The organism is Paraburkholderia atlantica (genome assembly GCF_009362785.1).
In the GTDB taxonomy this organism is placed as follows: domain Bacteria; phylum Pseudomonadota; class Gammaproteobacteria; order Burkholderiales; family Burkholderiaceae; genus Paraburkholderia; species Paraburkholderia atlantica.
This window is the reverse complement of the sequence record NZ_WHNQ01000007.1, coordinates 50,820-68,396: the sequence shown is the minus strand read 5'-3', so window position 1 is coordinate 68,396 and position 17,577 is coordinate 50,820. Positions and strand designations below refer to the sequence as shown.

Genomic DNA, 17,577 nt, shown 5'->3' with positions numbered 1-17,577 from the left:
CTCCGTTTGCTGTTCCGATGATACGCATTCGCGCGCCCGCGTCAGCAGAAGTTTCTGCTCGTCGTTTGCAACTCGCCCAGCAGATGAGACATATCGACGAGCCGCTGCGCGACCAGATGCCGTACTTCTCCCTGACACTGCCACGTGCCGTACACGGCGAGCAGCGTGGCGCCCAGCGCTTCCTTGCGCTGTTTTTCGAGCAGGCTCGGCCAGATGATCACATTGACGTTGCCCGTCTCGTCTTCGAGCGTGACGAACACGACGCCCTTGGCCGTGCCAGGACGCTGACGCACCGTCACCAGTCCGCAGCCGCGCGCGAGGCGGCCGTGGCGATAAGTCCGCAGCGTCGAGGCCGGCATCAGCCGGTTCGCGAGCAACTGCGGCCTGAGCAGTTCCAGCGGATGGCGGTTCAGCGTCAGGCCGAGCGAGCGGTAGTCGGCGACGATGTCGTGCGCTTCGCTCGGTGCGCCCAGTTCGGGCGTTTCGTCCTGAGTTGCCGCGGCCGCGAGCATATCCTTGTCCGGCACCGCGACGACCGACTGCCACAGCGCTTCGCGGCGGTTTCCCGCGAGCGCTGCCAACGCATTCGCATCCGCGAGCGCATGCAGGTCTTTGCGGTCGAGCTGCGCGCGGCGCGCGAGATCGTTGACGCTCGCGAACGGACGAACCGCGCGCGCGTTCTCGATCCGTTCGGCGGCGCCGTCCTTCATGCCGCGCAGCAGCGAAAGACCGAGCCGCACGGCGGGGCGCATCGCCCCCGCACGCGGTTCGAGCGAGGAGTCCCAGCCGCTCACCGTCACATCGACCGGCAACACCGTGACGCCGTGCCGCTGCGCATCCTGAACCAGTTGCGACGGCGAATAGAAGCCCATCGGCTGGCTGTTCAGCATCGCGGCGAGAAATGCCTCCGGTTCGTGACACTTGAGCCAGCTGCTCGCATAGACGAGCAGCGCGAAACTGGCCGCGTGACTTTCGGGGAAGCCATATTCACCGAAGCCCTTGATCTGCTCGAAGATCGCCTCGGCGAAGGCCTCATCGTAACCGCGCTCCTGCATGCCGAGCACGATGCGGTCATAGTATTTTTCGAGTCCGCCCTTGCGTTTCCACGCGGCCATCGCGCGCCGCAGCTGGTCGGCTTCGCCGGCGGTGAAGCCGGCCGCGAGAATCGCCACCTGCATCACCTGCTCCTGGAAGATCGGCACGCCGAGCGTGCGGCCCAGCGCGGTCTTCAACGCGTCGCTCGGATAGGTGACGGGCTCGAAGCCCTGGCGGCGCTGCAGGTACGGATGCACGGCGCCGCCCTGAATCGGACCCGGCCGCACGATCGCGACTTCGATGACGAGGTCGTAGAACGTGCGCGGCTGCATGCGCGGCAGCATGCTCATCTGCGCGCGCGATTCGATCTGGAACACGCCGACCGTATCGGCGGCTGAAATCATCGCGTAGGTCGCCGGATCTTCAGACGGAATGTCCTGCATTTCGAAACGTTCTCCGCGCTGTTCCGAAACGAGGTCGAGCGTGCGCCGGATCGCGGACAGCATGCCGAGCGCGAGCACGTCGACCTTCAGCAAGCCCAATGATTCGAGGTCGTCCTTGTCCCACTCGATCACCGAGCGGTCGGCCATCGCCGCGTTTTCCACCGGCACGAGCCGCGTGAGCTTGCCGCGGCTGATCACGAAGCCGCCCGAATGCTGCGACAGGTGGCGCGGAAAATTCAGCAGTTGCGAGGCGAGCTTCGCCCAGGCCTGAATCAGCGGCTTGTCCGGATCGAGGCCGGATTCCGCGAAACGCGCGAGCAGATCCCGGCTGGTATCGAACCAGTGATGCGACTTCGCGACCGCATCGACGATCTGCGGATCGACGCCGAGCGCCTTGCCCGTTTCCCGCAGCGCACCACGTGGACGATAGGTCGACACCGCCGCGGCGATCGCCGCCCGGTCGCGGCCGTACTTGCGATAGATGTACTGGATCACTTCTTCGCGTCGCTGGTGCTCGAAGTCGACGTCGATATCCGGCGGCTCGCCGCGCTCCTTGCTGATGAAGCGCTCGAACAGCATGTTGCCGCGCGCGGGGTCCACCTCGGTCACGCCGAGGCAGTAGCAGACCGCCGAGTTCGCGGCCGAGCCGCGCCCCTGACACAGAATGTGCTGACTGCGCGCGAAACGGACGATGTCATAGACGGTCAGGAAATACGGCTCGTATTGCAGGTCCGCGATCAGTTCGAGTTCGTGCTCGATCTGCTGCTGCACGTGATGCGGAATCCCCGCCGGAAAACGCCGCTGCGCGCCGATATAGGTCTCCTGGCGAAGATACGAGGCCGGCGTATGGCCGGCCGGCACCAGCTCGTCGGGATACTCGTAGCGCAGCTCGTCGAGCGAAAACGTGCAGCGGCTCATGATGTCGACCGTCGCGGCCAGCGCATCTTCCGGGTACAGGTTGGCCAGGCGCAACCGCGAGCGCAGATGCTGCTCGGCGTTCGGCGCGAGATCGTAGCCGCACTCATGGACCGGTTTGCCGACCCGGATCGCGGTCATCGTGTCTTGCAGCGGCTTGCGCGAGCGCACGTGCATCACGACTTCGCCGAGTGCGACGACGGGCACGTCGCGGCTCTTCGCGACGAATTCGACCGCGCCGCGATGCATGTCGTCCATCGCGCGCTGATGCAGCACGAGGCCGACCCATGCGCGGCCGGTGAAGGTTTCGTCGAGCCATTCGACCTGCGCGTCGAGCGCGTCTTCGCTGGCCGGGAAATCCGGCACCAGAATCGCGAGGCAGTCGGGCATGCCGAGCAGGTGGCGATATTCCTTCTCCGGCCGCGACAGATCCTGCGGCGTGAGCCGGTATTCGCCCTTGGGCGCGCGCATGCGCGCGAGCGTGATCAGCTCGGACAGATTGCCGTAGCCGTTGCGGTTGCGGGCGAGCAGGATCAGGCCGAAGGCCGGCGAACCATCGGCATTGACGAGCCGGAAATACGAACCGACGATGAACGGCAGCTTCGCTTCCTTCGCCGCGACATGCGCGCGCACCACCCCCGCGAGCGAGCATTCGTCGGTGATCGCGAGCGCGGAGTAGCCGAGCTGCGCGGCACGCTCGGCCAGTTCCTCAGCGTGCGATGCGCCGCGCAGAAACGTGAAGTTGGAAAAGCAGAACAGCTCGGCATACGCCGGCAGCATCGTGAAGGTGGTGTCCATGGCCGTTCATCCGCGCATATCAGCCGCGCCTGTCAGCCGAACAGGCCATGAAGGAACCAGCGTTGCTCTTCTTCCGCGTCGCGGCTGCTCACGCGCTCGCGGTAGATCCAGTAGCAGCTCTGGTCGTCCGCCTGCGCGACGAAGTAATCGCGCGTGACGAGTTCGCCGTCGAACCAGCCGCTCTCGATGCGCTCGCCCGGCGACACCATGCGCAACGGCGAGCCATAGAACGGGCGGTGCTGGCGCATCAACAGACGCACCGGCGTGTCGAGCATCCACGTCGGGCGCGGCAGATTCTGCGGCAGCGGTTCGGGTTTGACCGGCTGCGACACCGGCAGCCAGCGGTTCGCGATCTCCGGGCGATGATCGGCGCTCGGCGCGGGCTTCAGCACGTTCTCTTCGCCGAGCCGCGCGACCAGCAGTTCGAGCAGGCGCTCGTGGTCTTCCTGCGAGCCGCCCGGTTCGGGAAACAGCGTATCGGACGCGGGCGCGGCCGACTCGACGTTCGACGCATCGAGCCGCAACGCAATCACGGGCGCGGCGAGCTCGATGCGATGCAGCCGCTCCTTCAGCAACCGCATCAGATGTTCTTCGCGCCAGGTCGGCTCGCCAAGTGCGATGTCGATCGTGGTCGGCTCGATCGCATTGCGGCCGCGCTCGTGTTCGAGCGACAGGCGAATGCCGCTGACCGCCAGCTGTTTCGCACACAGCCATCCGCACAGTTGCACGACGAGCCGCTGCGCGCCGAACACCGCGCCATCCGCGTGTTCGAGCCGGTCCGGCATCTCGATGCGCGCCGAGAACGTGGGTGGCAGTTCGAGCCAGTCGAACAGTTCAGGCGCGGTCCCGAATGCGCGGTCGAGCGAGTCGAGCAGATGTTCGCCGCAGCGGCGCTGCAAGCCGGCGCGGGGCAGGCGGCGCAGATCGGCGATGCGCTCGCAACCGAGGCCCGTGAACCAGTCGGCGAACGGGCGGACTTCGGGCACGGCGAGCATCGGCAGGGCAGCGAGGCGCTGTTCGAGCGATGCCAGCTTCAGCACGCGGCGGTTGCCGAACTTCGCGAGCAGCCACGCGCCCTGGCCGGTCGGCGCGGCACTGATGCGCGCGGTGAAGCCGAGCGCATCGAGGATGGCTTTCGCGCCTCGGCACAGCGCGAGCAGGCCGCCAAAGAGCCGCAGACTCGCGCCGATCTCGACGACCACCGTCGCCTCGTCGAGCAGCGCGACTTCGGGCGAGAAGCGCATCAGCGCGATCCCCACCTCGCGATGGGCCGCCGCTTCGCGGCCGCTATCGCGCTCGTACATCTCGGTTTCCGGCGACAGCGTCAGCACGCCGCCGCGCTTCATGCCCGCACGCACGCCTGCCGAGCGCGCGGCGGGATCGGCCATGACCACCTTGTCTTTCTCCAGCACCGCGCAGCCATGCGCGGGCTCAGGCGACCACTTCGGTCTGAAGACCTCGAGCGGCAACTTTGGCAGATGAACGGCGAGAAAGACGCGCATGTCGGGAAAGCAGAACGGGAGTGGGTTGAAGGGGAATCGACAGGGGCTCTGCGCGAGCGGGCCCTCGTCGTTTCACGATGTCGATGGTCAGACCTTCGGCCGATGGCCTGAGCGCGAGCCGCAGCAGCGCGGGCGACGCGTCCTGCGCGGTGGCGAGCGGCCGCACCATGATGAACAGCGTCTCCGACGACTGCGCGGCCAGATGCAGCCGGCGCAGCGACGACGCCTGCGCGTACTGCGCCCAGAAGATCAGCGCGCCGCAACTGCCGGCGCGCAGGATCTGCTCGGCGGACCACAGCGCGTCGGCGGTTTTCGGCGCATTGATGCGTAGCACCTGCTGCAGCGACAGGCCGATGTAGTTCAGCCCGAGGCCGTCCGGCGTATGCGGCGGCTGCACGAAGGCGACCGGACGCTCGCCGACGGCGCTGAGCGCCGGCTGCAACAGCCGCAGTTCGCCGACGCCGGCCTGCTGCACCAGCAGATCGACCAGCGCGCCGAGCGGCCAGCCGCCGCCGGGCAATTCCGCCGACAGGGCCGGATAGCCGGTATCGACGCTGCGGCCGCGGCCAGCGCCAAGCTGGGACGCCCGCCACAAGGACGGGTGAATGGCTTCCGGTGCTGGCAGGGCGGTTGTCATTTGCGAAAATACCTGTATGGATATACAGTATCCTACATCGTTTTTAAGATATGGCGAATAGGCACTTTTTTCGGGAGCGGATGAATGGACATGCGAGTGCGCAAGCCGGCCGGGCATCCGATGCCCGAGATCGCGGCGTTCGTGGCCGAACTGAAAGCGGTGTTCGGCGAGCCGGGCATCGATGAAGCGATCCGCCGCGGCAAGGCGGGCGAGCCGAGCTTTCATGCGCGGGAAAACGGCCGCTCGGTGGGGACGGCGCAGCCGGTTGCGGCGAATGTCTGGCGCGTGGATCGCGCGGTGCGCGACCGTCATTACTGCGAGGGTTGCGACGGCTCGTGCGTTGGCAGCGCGAAGTCGTGCCGTCCATAATTGCAGCGGTCCTCAACCTCGGAGAACCCCATGCTGCGCACGTACCTCGGAAGTTGCCATTGCCAATCCGTGAAGTTCGAGGCTCGCATCGATTTCGACGAAGGCACGTCGAAATGCAATTGCAGTTATTGCAGCAGGCTGCGATTCTGGCACGTGCAGGTTCGCCGGGAGGACTTTCGTCTGCTTTCGGACGAAGCCGCGCTCAGCGAATATCAGGGGAAAAATGCGGTCGCGCATCATCCGTTCTGCCGGCGCTGCGGGGTCCATGTATTCGATCGGATCGATATGCCGAACGGCACGGGGTATCCGTATATCAACGTCAACATCATGTGTCTCGATGAACTCGATCTCGATGCGGCGTTGAGTGCGCCCGTGACTTATCGCGATGGGTTGCACAATGACTGGGGCAATCCGCCCGAGCAAACGCGGCATCTTTGATCGCTGCGTCTCCTGAATAATGCAAAATAATCGGATTCCAAGATGCGGAGACCGGTCGTGGGCGTCAACTTCGACTTGAACGACTTGCAGGCATTTCGCGCGGTGGTGGAGCTGGGCAGCTTCCGCAAGGCCGCCGAGGCGGTGAGCATTTCGCAACCGGCCTTGAGTCGTCGGATCGACAAGCTCGAGGAAGCGCTCGGCGTGCGTCTCTTCGAGCGAACCACGCGTAGCGTCACACTCACAACGGTCGGCCGCGTGTTCGCCCCGAGCGCGGAACAACTGCTGGATGACCTTGACATCGCACTGCTCGGCATTCGCGATGTTTCATCGAGCCGCCTGGGTCATGTGACTATCGCGTGCGTGCCATCGGTCGCGTACTACTTTCTGCCGAGCGTCATCGCGAGCTACCATCGCCGCTTTCCACGCATCCGGGTCAAACTTCTGGATGCGAGCGCCAACGAGGTGCTTGGCGCCGTCATCAGCGGCGAGGCTGATTTCGGCGTGAGCTTCATGGGCAGTCAAGAGTCCGAGATCGAGTTCAAAGTCCTGCTGCAAGAGCGGTTCGTTGCTGCTTGCCGCCGCGATCATCCCCTCGCACGCAAGAAGCGCGTGACCTGGAGAGAGCTTTACGAGCACGATTACGTGTCGGTCGACAAGACTTCCGGCAACCGTCTGTTGCTCGACCAGGCGCTCTCGAGCGTCGCGCCACGTGCGCCGAGCGTCTGCGAGACGCGACACGTGACGACCATGCTCGGGTTAATCGAAGCGGGGCTCGGCGTCGCCGCCGTGCCGTCGATGGCCATGCCCGGACATGACCACCCGATCCTCACGAGCGTGCCGCTCGTCGAACCGGTGGTGAGACGACGCGTGGGAATCGTAAGACGGCGCGGACGGCCGCTCACACCGGCCGCCCAGGAGTTTCATCGGACGATCATCGAGATGAAGCGCGCCGGAGCCGCAAGCGGTGATGCCGTGGGCAATAACGTTACGGCGACAGTCAAGACAGGAAGGAAGACCGCATCGTGAGGTTGGCAAGACCGCTTCGTCCGCTCTATGTGCAAGTCCTGCTGGCCATGGTGCTCGGCATGATCCTCGGCCATTTCTGGCCGGCAACGGGCGCGCTGCTCAAGCCGCTCAGCGACGCGTTTCTCGGGCTCGTGCGGATGATGGTCGCGCCGATCGTCTTCTGCACGATCGTCTCGGGCATTACGTCGCTCGCCAGCGGGAAGGCCATCGGACGCACGATCATCCGGGCGCTGGCACTTTTCTATTGCCTGACGGCCGTCGCGCTCGTGTTCGGACTCGGCATCGCGTTCGTGCTGCGACCTGGCGCGGGCATGCACATCGACGTACATCATCTCGATTCGAGCATCCTCGCGCAATATACGAAGCACGCGCAGGCGCGCGGACTCGTGGCGTTCGGCTTGAGCGTGATCCCGGAGACGATGCTCGGGGCCTTCGAGAAGGGCGAGGTGCTGCCGGTGCTGCTGCTCTCGCTGCTGTTCGGCTTCTCTCTGAATTCATATCCGCAGGCCGGCCGGCCCGTGCTGGCGCTCATCGACGGCGTCGCCCAGATCCTGTTTCGCGTCCTCGCGATGATCATGCGGCTCGCTCCGCTCGAAGCGTTCGGCGCGATGGCGTTCACGGTGGGCCGCTTCGGCATCCGCTCGGTCGGCTCGCTCGGCATGCTGATGGTGTCGTTCTACGTCGCATGCGTGATGTTCGTTGCGCTGGTGCTCGCGCCGCTCGCGCGGCTGCACGGTTTCGCGCTTTGGCGACTCCTGCGCTACCTGCGCGAGGAATTGCTCATCGTTCTCGCGACATCGTCGACGGAGCCGGTGCTGCCGCGTTTGATCGGGAAGCTGGAGGCGCTCGGTTGCGACAAGGGCGTCGTCGGTCTCGTGCTGCCCGCGGGCTATTCGTTCAATCTGGACGGCACCGCGATCTATCTGACGCTCGCCTCGATGTTCATCGCTCAGGCGTGCGATGTGCCGCTATCCGCGTCTCAGACCGCGACGATGCTCGCCGTCATGCTGCTCACTTCCAAGGGCGCGGCCGGCGTGTCCGGCAGCGGGCTGGTCGCGCTCGTCGCTACGCTCACGGTGATTCCGGACTTGCCGGTTGCCGGGGCGGCGCTGCTGGTGGGCATCGACCGCTTCATGTCCGAGGCGCGGGCGCTGACGAGCGTCATCAGCAACGCGTGCGCAGTGATCTTCGTTTCGATGTGGGAAGGCGCGTGCGATCGAGCACGTCTCGCACAGATGCTCACGGCGCCCGAGCCAGCCCGCCCGGACGTCGCGAATGATCCCGCGACAGACGCCTTGCGGTGACGGGAATACTGGCTGAGACAAGCCTTTCCGTGGTTCTGCCTCAATGCGCCACGACGGAATCGAGCCCGGTCGATTTCACTTCCGCTTGTACATCGGGTGAAGCAAGATAGTCGAGAAGCGCTTTCGCTTCCTTCGGATGCCGCGCCCCGACGGGAATGCCGGCGGCGAAACGTGTGACGGACTGCAGAGACTCGGGAATCTTGCCGACGAACGTGGCGCCCTGGACGGGCAGCAATTCGCTCACCTGCTGGAAGCCGATTTCGTAGTCCCCGTTTGCCACCACCGACGCCACCGGAATCCGCGGGATCATTTTCGCCTTCGACCTGACCTGATCCTCGATGCCCAGCTTCCTGAACAGCTCTCGCTCGATATAAACGCCGCTCGCGCTGTCCGAGTAGGCGATCGACTTCGCCTGCAACAGGGTCTGCCTGAGGCCCTCGGGTGAGCCGATGTCGGGCTTCACCGCCCCTTCGCGCACGACCATGCCGATGCGCGAATCGGCCAGCTCTACCCGCGATCCGGGGATGACCTTGCCTTGCTTGATCAGCTCGTCGAGTGCGTAGCCGACCATGATGACGGCGTCCGCGGGCTCGCCGCGCTCGAGCCTGTTGGGGATCGCTTCGGGCGATTTGCCCATCGAGGGCCCGAGCGAGGTGTCGAGCGTGTTGCCAGTCTGGGACGCGAACCTCGGGCCGAGCACCTTGTACGCGGCGGTGAAGCCGCCGGAGCTCATCACGTGCAGGTCGGCGGCCTGCACGTTCGCCGCAGCGGCCGAGCCTGCGACGAGCGCCGCGGCGCAAAGTTTCAGAAGCAGATTTTTCATGGTCATGGTCGTGTGCGGTTGCGGTGGATGCGGGGCAAGCGCATCAGTGCGCCGGCGTCAGCGTTACTGCGCGGCGGCGATAGAGCGCGAACGTCGCCAACAGCGCGCACGCTGCGGCGAGGCTCATCCAGTATCCGGGCGCGGCCTTGTCGCCAGTCATATGAATGAGCGCCGTCGAGATCGCGGGCGTGAAGCCTCCGAACACGGCCGTCGCGAGGCTGTAGGCGAGCGAGAACCCGGCAACGCGCACCTGCACCGGCATCACTTCCGTGAGCGCGACGACCATCGCACCGTTATAGATGCCGTACATGAACGAGAGCCAAAGGAGGACGAGCAGCATGTTGACGAAGCTCGGCGCGTGAGCGAGCAGCGACAGTGCCGGGTAAGCGGTCGCGATGGCGAGCACCGTCATGGCGACGAGGAGCGGCCGGCGGCCGAGCTTGTCGGAGAGCGCCCCGCCGATCGGCAGCCACACGAAGTTCGATACGCCGACACACAGCGTCACGAGCAGGCTGTCGGCGGTGCTCAGGTGCAGGACCGTCTTGCCGAAGGTCGGCGCGTAGACCGTGATGAGGTAAAAGCTCGTGGTGGTCATCGCCACCAGCATCATGCCTGCGACGACGACGGCCCAGTTCTGGACCAGCGTGCCGAGTACTTCCTTCATGGTCGGACGATGCTGGCGCGCCTTGAACTCCTGCGTTTCCTCCAGATTGCGACGCAGCATGAAGATGAACGGCACGATCATGCAGCCCACGAAGAACGGCACGCGCCAACCCCATGCTGCGATGGCCGATGCGCTCAGCCACTGATTGAGCCCGAAGCCGAGGCCCGCGGCGACGACGATCGCCACCTGTTGGCTCGCGGACTGCCAGCTCGTGAAAAACCCTTTGCGGCCGGGCGTGGCCATCTCGGCAAGATACACCGACACGCCGCCCAGCTCCGCGCCCGCCGAGAAGCCCTGCAGCAGCCGTCCGAGCAGCACGAGCGCGGGCGCCAGAAGTCCGATCGTCGCGTAGCCCGGTACGAACGCGATCAGGATCGTGCCGCTCGCCATGATCGAAAGCGTGACGATGAGGCCCTTGCGGCGGCCGACGTCGTCGATGTAGGCGCCGAGCACGATCGCGCCCAGCGGGCGCATCAGGAAGCCGGCGCCGAACACGGCGAACGTCATCATCAACGAGGCAAACTCGCTGTGGGCGGGGAAGAAAACGTTGGCGATCTGCGTGGCGTAGAAGCCGAACAGGAAGAAGTCGAACTGCTCCAGGAAATTCCCGGCCGTTACACGGAAAACCGTGGCGGCCTTCGAACGTCCGGTGGAAAGGTTAGACGAGGGGTGCATCGAGGTGTCTCCTGAGATCTTGAAAAGACGCGGTGGTCCGGCCGATTGTGGTTTTGGAAATATTGGCCTGGAGGCGGCAAAACGATAAGTGCAACTTTTGGAACGATTGATGTTCTGCCGTTATCAATCGCGGCCCTGCCGCCGTCGCCACCGCGCCGCGCAATGCGAGCACGGCGGCGGCCGTCAGAGGCCTTTTTCGTCACGCCACGAAGTGGCATTGGGAAGCGGCCGTGCGCGTATCCATATTGCGTCCGCGGTTCAGGTGATCGTCAATTTCAGCAGCGCAGCCGAGCATGCGCGGATAGAGAAAGATCGTGAACGCGGCCGTTTCGAGATCCGCCTCGCTGAACGCTCCGCGCCTGAGCGGCTTCCACAGCATCTTGAGCAGCAGCGCGGCGATCACTGCGTCGACATTGACGCAATAGACGTTACGCGACACGCCGGCATCGAAAAGCGCCTGGACGAGCGCGCGGTAATACGCATGGAACACGTTGTACTCTCCGCGAGCTTCATAGAGGTTCGCTATGAAGACCTCGCGCGGGTCGTGATTCACCGGCTTGTCTTTGAAGACCGGATGATTCACACCCGGAAGTTTCGCGATGTCGAGACTGCCCGCATGCTTCTGGCGTGCCTTGTACTGCGCGTAACGATCGACGGAGCGGCGCGCGAGCGCTTCCAGGTCGACGGCATGGTGCGCATCGGAAGGATCATCGAGGCCGCTTTCGCGGAACGCCTCGTTGAGGAACGCAATGCCTTCATAGCCGTTGCCGCCATGCGTATAGCCGGTGTGTGTGAGGAACCCCGCGAGCGCCTTGTTCAGCTGCACGCGCTCGGGGCTCTCGGGGCCATCTGCGGATACCGCGCCCTTTGCGCCCTGTGCCGAAATTGCGCCTGGTCCGTTTGTCAGCAACAAGCCGGCGAGCGTCCTGAAGGCGAACAAATCGTCGGCGCTGGGTTTCAGGTTGAGGAGCGCCGCGAAAGCGATTTCGGTCACGGTGCGCTCGCCAAGCAGCTCTTCGGTGGCGAAGCCGCAAAAGCCCTCGGAGCTGTGGCGCGAAGCATCCGCCGAAGCGCCGATCATCGTGCCGAAGAGTTTCGTCCACCACGGCAGACTTTCCGCCGTCAGGCGCGAGATGCGCTTGCGCATGAGCGGACCCCAGGCGAGCGTCGTCGTGATGGCCGCGAGAACGGCTTCCGAATGCGGATGTCCCGGGCCGCACGCCAGCCACCGGATGATTGCGGAACTCACGCCGCGCGCGGCGAGCGCCGCGAGCATCGCTTGCGCTTTCGGGTCGGGTTCAGCGGAGAAGAGCGCCGCGCTGCCGGTGGTATCGACGGCATCGGTATCGAAAGTCTCATCGAACGCGTCCGTGAGCCTGGCTGCCGCGAAGCGGTCGATCATGAGTGCTGCCGCCTCACGCGCGGCGCGCTGACGAATCGGCCCGACGATCGCCGCCGCAGCCGCGAGCACGGCGTTGGGCGCATTGCCCGCCTCGCGCGAAGCCTGCGCGGCCGCCAGTTCCGGCGTGCCGTGCAAGTTCACCGCTGCGCCAACCGCCACGTCGATGAGCTTCGCGTCGTTCGCTCCGCCCAATTCGTGCAGTAGCGCGAGACAGACATTCTCTTCGAGCGAGTGGGTCGCCGCTTCGAGCATCGACACGCCGTGCAGGCTGCTCACCTGCGAGCTCGCATCCATCTGAGAGGCGCCCGACGCATCCTTCATCGGCTGGCGCGGCGGGACCGCGCCTATCTGGCTGTTCACCCGCGCCACCTGCTCGTTGTACGGCGCGATGGCTTCCACCACAGGCAGGGCGAGTTCACCGGGCAGTGCGAGACCCTGATCCGAGCCAAACCACGGTTTGAGCGCAAGGCTGCCTTCGGGCTCGAAGTCGGGCATCGTCGCGTTCTCGCGCATCACCGCCGTGAGTGCCGCCGGAATGTGCGCGATGTTCGTCACCACCGCGCCCTTTGCCGAGCAGCACGGATCGTCCGGCGTGAAGAGCCGCTCGACGCCAAACTTCTCCATGAACCAGCGCTCTTTCGCGCGCGCATCGTCGGCGCCGCCCGCCATCGCGCCCGCGTGGCCCACCGCACGCGTGAGACGGCTCTTCCAGCGTCCCACCACGCACGCGACGACCGGTTTCGTGAATGCGGCGTCGGCCTCGTAGTAGCCGCCCGGCTCGCAGTACAGCACGGCGGCCTTGCTGCGCGCGTCGTTGGCGAGGGCGAAGGCGAATTCCGGCGCGGCATAGTGGATGTAGACGTCCTTGCCGCTGGAGACCACGGTCGACGTACCCCAGCCGCTCATGCGCAGATATTGCGCGATGGTGGTGCTGAATCCTCCCGAGTTGGAAAAGATCGCGATGGAGCCCTGCCGCAAAGTCGCGCCGGGATCGTCGCCGCCGAGCGCGCCGCCGATGCGCACGCGCTGCCACGAATCCGCGACGCCCAGTCCGTTTGCACCAAAGATGTCGATGCCGGCCTGCTGGCCCATCGCTCGAATTTCCCGTGCGTCGTGCACCGAGATCTTCTCCGTGATGATGAAGATCTTGCGCAGATCGGGATTCACGCGGATCAATTCGGCTACGCCGTCGCGCGCGGCCGAAGGCGGCAGGTACACGACGCCGCAATTGAACCGGTGCCCGGCTTCGAGGCCTTCGCGCACGTTGTTGTAGACGGGGATGTCGCCCGCGGGAGTCGCGAGCACCTGTCCGCCTTTGCCAGGCGCCGTGCCGAACACGACGTTCGCGCCCGAAAACGCATGGCTCACCGGCGTCACCTCCGACGACTCGCCGCCCAGTATGTTGAGCACGCATACCCGGTCTTCGCGCGTGGCGATGTGTGCGAGCGACTGGATGCCTACGAAATACCTGAAATGATTGTTTCCTTGCTTGACCACGTCTATCTCCTTAGGCCACGTGCGTTTCTGCTTGCGGGTGCGCCTCGCGCGCGCCGATATGCGCCGCGACCTGCGCGCGTCCGCCGGATTGCATCCATGCATCGGCCTTCCGTGCGTACTGGATCACTTCGCTGATGTCGGAATCGAAGCCGAAGAGGCGATAGGGCAGGCCGAGCGCATCACAGGTGTCGCGCAGTGCGGACATGCCGCGCACGAGGTTCGGGCCGCCGCGTCCGAGGACGACATAGAGCGGCGTCGGACCGTGCTCGCTGAAGTGCTCGCGCAGTGCATCGGCCATCGCGCGCAGCGTTTCGTATATGTCGGTGTTGTTGGACTTGCCGCCGATGATGAACAGTACGTTGGACTGCTTCAGCCAATGTCGGAAGCAGATGCGCGCCACTTCCTTCATCTTTTCGTAGGGCGGATTGCCGCCAAAATCCGACGAGATGATGGCCGCGTCGCCCAACATCTCCGTGACGAGCGAATTGGCTCCGCCGCCGAACGTGGGCGCGAGGATCGTTCCGTTGTCGTTGATCACGTAGACATCGCTTTGACCCTGGTGAGTGCGAAGCTGATTGATCTCCTGCTCGAAGTCCGAGTAGTCCGCGGCGAACAGGTGAGCGGGCAGGCCGAGACGGGAGAAGCGCGGGTCGTCGCGATCGAATCCACATTTGAAGTCGCAGGCCACCGGAATGAGGCGCCCCTTCTTGTCCTCGCGCATGCGGATCGGATTCAGTTCGAGCGTCGTCATGCCGAAGTCGTGAAAGAGCTCCCAGAGCTTGGGCAACTGCTGCACGAGCGGAGAAATGATCTCGCGCGGCGCACCGATCTCGCTCAGCGCATTGGCGACGACGAACGCTTTCAGGCCGGTCAACGCATCGAAGGGCACCATTGCGACGTGCCTGGGATCGACCTCCTCGATATCCATGCCGCCCCTATGCGAGAGCGTCATGGTCGGAGCGCGAAAGCGGGTGGAATCGGTAATCGAAAAGTAGACTTCGTGTTTGGCTGGTACTCCGGCTTCGAACGTCACGCCGTTCGCCTTGGCCCTTACGTGCCCCACGATATGCTCGGCGAAGTAGAGGCGCTCTTTCTCCGCAAGCGCGGTCTTGAGATCGGTCGCGCGGCCGAGCAATCCGGCCTTGCCTTTTTTGCCCACGCCGCCCTTGAATACCGGCTTGATGAAGATCTGCTTGTGACGGTCGATCAGCGACTTGATCTCTTCCTCGCTCGCCCCGGGCCCCAGCACTTCGCTGGCCGGAAATCCGACAAATTGCAGCAGGCGCGCGCCGTGCAGCATTCCAGTGATTTGCATGTAGAAGTCTCCTGAATTTTCTTGCGACATGAACGGAAAGCGGCTTTGCATGCGACCAGTGCTGCGCTTCGCTCGCAGCAGGTGCGAGCGAAACCCGCGTCGTCGAGCGCGCGTGCTTGTGGCAGCGGGAATCAACGGCGACGTGCGTCGTGCAAAAGATGCGTCGGTGCGCAGCGCCGCGAACGTGACTCGAGCTCGCAGTTGGATGCGCTGATAGGAACGGCGTCACGCGCTTGTGGGTTCTTCTTCTAATGCGCTGTTCTTTTGAACCGTTTTCTCGGGCTTCTGTGACACATAGTTGCGCAAGAAGACCAGGAGTAGAAGTGCGATTTTTGGAAGCATTGATGCATGGGCGTTATCAATGCCAATGCTGCGACCGGTGAGGGCAGGCCTTGATGAGGCAGGTTTCCCTGCGATTGCGCCGGTCAGGGGGCTCTTCGCGGATGGTGGGGCATGTCCGGCAGGTGGGCGTCCAGTCGATGGCGTTCCGACGTGAACTGAGCGAACTCGGGGTTGAATCTGGAAGGATCATCGAGCGTGCCGGCGTAGAGCGTCACGATATCCGGCGCGTGATGCGGCGTACCGAATAGCAGGCTGCCGCAATGAGGGCAGAAGTTGCGCGTCGTCGGCATTCCGCTGCCGCCGATCTTCGTATAAGGCCTGATTTCACCTTCGAACGAAAAGCTGGCCGCTCTCACCACGACGACCGGCAAACCCGCGGAACCGGAAGCGCGCTGACAATCGCGGCAATGGCAGATGAGTTGCGCGAGTGAATCACCGTCAGCTTTGTATTGCACCGCGCCGCACAGGCAGCGCCCCGTCCAGGGAGTTGACATCGATCTGCTCCGGTTCAAATGTTCTCGCTGTTTGTTCGGGAGACTAAGAACACATGCGGCGGACAGTAGCTTAGCAGAGCTCCAACGTCGTTCAGCAATCGCATCGAATCAGCGAGCGAAGCGTCGGCTGATCCGTCGCGGGTGCGCCGTTTCGTGGCGCACCCGCAGACCAGCGCTCAAACTCGTGGCGCATAGACATTACACCAGCCGTCCGCCGCAACGGATTTACCCGGGAACATCGGGCACGGTCCAGCGGCCTCACCCGCTGCGCCGGTATAGAAACGACAGTTCGCGCAGGTCTGGCCCGCATGGTACTTGGGGAACTTCGCGGCGTCGACGCTGCTCGCTTTCGCACGATAGCCGAGCGAGCCGGCCGTGGCGTCGTTTTCATCGACGGGCGGCGGCGCGGCGAGCGCGAGGTCGGCGCTGGCGAGCGCGGCGCACAGGCCCGCGGCCTGGAGAATGAAATGTCTGCGATTGTGAGAGACCATGATGATGTCCTGAGAAAAGAAATGGGTCGGCCATGCCGCATTCGATCGAAGCGGCGTGGCGCTGCAATGCAATGCGAAGCAACGTGTTAGTGGCGCGGTCCCGCGTTCAGCGGTGTGGTCGAGGATTGCGCGGCCTGCGCGGTCAGCTTCACGTTGCCCGTGTCGTAGCCATTCGTATAGAGCAGATAGGCCATCAGGTCGGCGTACTCCTCGTCGCTCATCTTGCCGGGATGATCCGCGGGCATGTTGGTCGACATGTACTGATAGATGCCGCCGATCGTCAGATGCGAGTTGGCCGCTGGCGCGAAGGACGGTCCGATCAACGAAGGCGCGGTGTTGCCTTCGAGCTTCTCGCCGTGGCATTTCGCGCATGAATCGGCATATAGATGTTCACCGTGGGCGACCTGATCGTGATCGAACGACGGAGCCTCGGTCGTCGCCGCGACCTTGATGAAGCCGCCGGAGGCTGGCATGCCGCTCACGCGCCATACGTCCGCGCGCGGCGACGCTTGCGTCGGGCCGTCGAGATAGCGTGCCGGACTGCGCACGAGGCTCGCGCGAGTGGTCGCCGAACCGGTCGCGATCGTGGCGGGTAACGCCCAGTTGCGCGTTAGCGCCGCGAGCCGCCCATCGCTGCGCAAGCGCGTGAGTGCGTCGTCGATGCGCTTTTGCAGTTGCTGCGTGCCGGGTCCCGACGCGAACACGAGATGCCAGTCGGCATAGGGCGATTCGGCAACGGCGACGTCGAAGTGCTGCTGCGGGTGCGCATGTCGATACGCGACCACGGCCGGGTACCAGACGATCGCACGTTGCGCGCGTCCTTTCGCGACGGCGTCGACAGTCAGCTGGGAGGTGGTTTCCAGATCGAAGCGCGCGTTCTTCTGCTGGACCGCGATCAGTTGTGACGGGCTCGACCAGGTCGCCGCAATCGTGATCTTGCCGTCCGGTGCCGCGACATTAGTGCTGGCCGCATGGTCGCCGCGCAGCGCAATGCTGACATAGCCGGAGTGCAGATAGCCCTGGGAAAAGAGCAACTGCGAGTCGGCGCCGTCGGCGACGCTCGAACGCGGAAAGCCCGCGATCACATCGCAGTCGCGCTGCAGCGATTTCGATAGCTCGCGAGCGGAAATGCCGTCGTCGTCGCCGTTGTCGTCGATGCCGCGCGTCGCGAAGGTCGCGGCGATGCCCGCGGTGCTCAACACCGCGCGTGCAACGGACTTGTCCAGCGCGGCCGAAGGGCTGCCCGGCATCGTGCACACGCGCACGCTGGACGACGTCTGCGTGGCCGCATGGACGGCAACCTGCGCGGCGCCGGCGACGAGCGCGCTGGCGAGAGCAACCTGAGTGAGTCGAATGTTCATGATGGTGCGTTCCTGTGATGGCGGGAACACCGCGCCCGCATTAGCT

At 64.7% G+C, this 17,577-nt stretch carries 14 protein-coding genes; 4 read left to right on the top strand and 10 right to left on the bottom strand.

Translation table 11 applies throughout. From position 1 onward, the window contains the following. Positions 1–41 precede the first annotated feature (41 nt). From GCT19_RS12510 to imuA, 3 genes are read right to left on the bottom strand one after another with little or no spacing between them, the layout of a single operon-like run. The gene (locus tag GCT19_RS12510) at positions 42–3,191 is read right to left on the bottom strand and encodes an error-prone DNA polymerase (protein ID WP_152852118.1); all 3,150 of its coding nucleotides are present in this window, start codon (positions 3,189–3,191) and stop codon (positions 42–44) included. Positions 3,192–3,223: 32 nt separating this feature from the next. Continuing rightward, positions 3,224–4,693 (bottom strand): Y-family DNA polymerase, encoded by a 1,470-nt coding sequence (locus GCT19_RS12505; RefSeq protein ID WP_184129880.1) that lies wholly within the window; start codon positions 4,691–4,693, stop codon positions 3,224–3,226. Next, a complete protein-coding gene (gene imuA / locus GCT19_RS12500; RefSeq protein WP_026228047.1) occupies positions 4,623–5,330 on the bottom strand; it encodes a translesion DNA synthesis-associated protein ImuA in 708 nt (235 codons plus the stop codon). The genes GCT19_RS12505 and imuA overlap by 71 nt, the downstream gene beginning before the upstream one ends. A gap of 84 nt (positions 5,331–5,414) precedes the next feature. Between imuA and GCT19_RS12495 the strand changes: the two genes are divergently transcribed. Genes GCT19_RS12495 through dctA form a run of 4 tightly spaced genes read left to right on the top strand, consistent with a single transcriptional unit; the run spans position 5,415 to position 8,467 of the window. Continuing rightward, the gene (locus tag GCT19_RS12495) at positions 5,415–5,699 is read left to right on the top strand and encodes a hypothetical protein (RefSeq protein WP_152852117.1); all 285 of its coding nucleotides are present in this window, start codon (positions 5,415–5,417) and stop codon (positions 5,697–5,699) included. A gap of 30 nt (positions 5,700–5,729) precedes the next feature. Then, positions 5,730–6,137 (top strand): GFA family protein, encoded by a 408-nt coding sequence (locus GCT19_RS12490; RefSeq protein ID WP_018432183.1) that lies wholly within the window; start codon positions 5,730–5,732, stop codon positions 6,135–6,137. A 57-nt stretch (positions 6,138–6,194) separates the two neighbouring features. Continuing rightward, positions 6,195–7,163, top strand: coding sequence for a LysR family transcriptional regulator (locus GCT19_RS12485; protein WP_321576796.1), 969 nt, complete (start codon positions 6,195–6,197; stop codon positions 7,161–7,163). Beyond that, a complete protein-coding gene (dctA, locus tag GCT19_RS12480) occupies positions 7,160–8,467 on the top strand; it encodes a C4-dicarboxylate transporter DctA (RefSeq protein ID WP_321576795.1) in 1,308 nt (435 codons plus the stop codon). The genes GCT19_RS12485 and dctA overlap by 4 nt, the downstream gene beginning before the upstream one ends. 40 nt (positions 8,468–8,507) lie before the next feature. Here dctA and GCT19_RS12475 read toward each other — a convergent pair whose 3' ends face one another. The 7 genes from GCT19_RS12475 to GCT19_RS12445 all read right to left on the bottom strand — a co-directional run bounded on the left by GCT19_RS12475 (position 8,508) and on the right by GCT19_RS12445 (position 17,531). Beyond that, on the bottom strand, positions 8,508–9,290 hold the full coding sequence (locus GCT19_RS12475) for a substrate-binding domain-containing protein (protein ID WP_152852115.1): 783 nt from the start codon (positions 9,288–9,290) through the stop codon (positions 8,508–8,510). 43 nt (positions 9,291–9,333) lie between these two features. Beyond that, the gene (gene tcuC / locus GCT19_RS12470; protein WP_152852114.1) at positions 9,334–10,629 is read right to left on the bottom strand and encodes an MFS transporter; all 1,296 of its coding nucleotides are present in this window, start codon (positions 10,627–10,629) and stop codon (positions 9,334–9,336) included. Positions 10,630–10,828: 199 nt separating this feature from the next. Further along, positions 10,829–13,528 (bottom strand): CoA-binding protein, encoded by a 2,700-nt coding sequence (locus GCT19_RS12465; RefSeq protein WP_321576794.1) that lies wholly within the window; start codon positions 13,526–13,528, stop codon positions 10,829–10,831. A gap of 10 nt (positions 13,529–13,538) precedes the next feature. Next, on the bottom strand, positions 13,539–14,843 hold the full coding sequence (locus GCT19_RS12460; RefSeq protein WP_152852113.1) for an ATP-grasp domain-containing protein: 1,305 nt from the start codon (positions 14,841–14,843) through the stop codon (positions 13,539–13,541). Positions 14,844–15,268: 425 nt separating this feature from the next. Beyond that, entirely contained in the window at positions 15,269–15,679 is a 411-nt protein-coding gene (locus GCT19_RS12455; RefSeq protein ID WP_026228043.1) for a GFA family protein, read from the bottom strand. A gap of 176 nt (positions 15,680–15,855) precedes the next feature. Further along, positions 15,856–16,170, bottom strand: coding sequence for a high-potential iron-sulfur protein (locus GCT19_RS12450; RefSeq protein ID WP_018432175.1), 315 nt, complete (start codon positions 16,168–16,170; stop codon positions 15,856–15,858). An 86-nt stretch (positions 16,171–16,256) separates the two neighbouring features. Further along, positions 16,257–17,531 (bottom strand): c-type cytochrome, encoded by a 1,275-nt coding sequence (locus tag GCT19_RS12445; RefSeq protein WP_152852112.1) that lies wholly within the window; start codon positions 17,529–17,531, stop codon positions 16,257–16,259. Positions 17,532–17,577 lie beyond the last annotated feature (46 nt).

Bases quoted from the DNA above. Each gene is read 5' to 3' on its own strand.
- GCT19_RS12445 (WP_152852112.1), bottom strand. From the start codon at position 17,531: ATGAACATTCGACTCACTCAGGTTGCTCTCGCCAGCGCGCTCGTCGCC.
- tcuC (WP_152852114.1), bottom strand. From the start codon at position 10,629: ATGCACCCCTCGTCTAACCTTTCCACCGGACGTTCGAAGGCCGCCACG.
- GCT19_RS12460 (WP_152852113.1), bottom strand. From the start codon at position 14,843: ATGCAAATCACTGGAATGCTGCACGGCGCGCGCCTGCTGCAATTTGTC.
- GCT19_RS12505 (WP_184129880.1), bottom strand. From the start codon at position 4,693: ATGCGCGTCTTTCTCGCCGTTCATCTGCCAAAGTTGCCGCTCGAGGTC.
- GCT19_RS12510 (WP_152852118.1), bottom strand. From the start codon at position 3,191: ATGGACACCACCTTCACGATGCTGCCGGCGTATGCCGAGCTGTTCTGC.
- GCT19_RS12455 (WP_026228043.1), bottom strand. From the start codon at position 15,679: ATGTCAACTCCCTGGACGGGGCGCTGCCTGTGCGGCGCGGTGCAATAC.
- GCT19_RS12495 (WP_152852117.1), top strand. From the start codon at position 5,415: ATGGACATGCGAGTGCGCAAGCCGGCCGGGCATCCGATGCCCGAGATC.
- GCT19_RS12450 (WP_018432175.1), bottom strand. From the start codon at position 16,170: ATGGTCTCTCACAATCGCAGACATTTCATTCTCCAGGCCGCGGGCCTG.
- GCT19_RS12490 (WP_018432183.1), top strand. From the start codon at position 5,730: ATGCTGCGCACGTACCTCGGAAGTTGCCATTGCCAATCCGTGAAGTTC.
- imuA (WP_026228047.1), bottom strand. From the start codon at position 5,330: ATGACAACCGCCCTGCCAGCACCGGAAGCCATTCACCCGTCCTTGTGG.
- GCT19_RS12475 (WP_152852115.1), bottom strand. From the start codon at position 9,290: ATGAAAAATCTGCTTCTGAAACTTTGCGCCGCGGCGCTCGTCGCAGGC.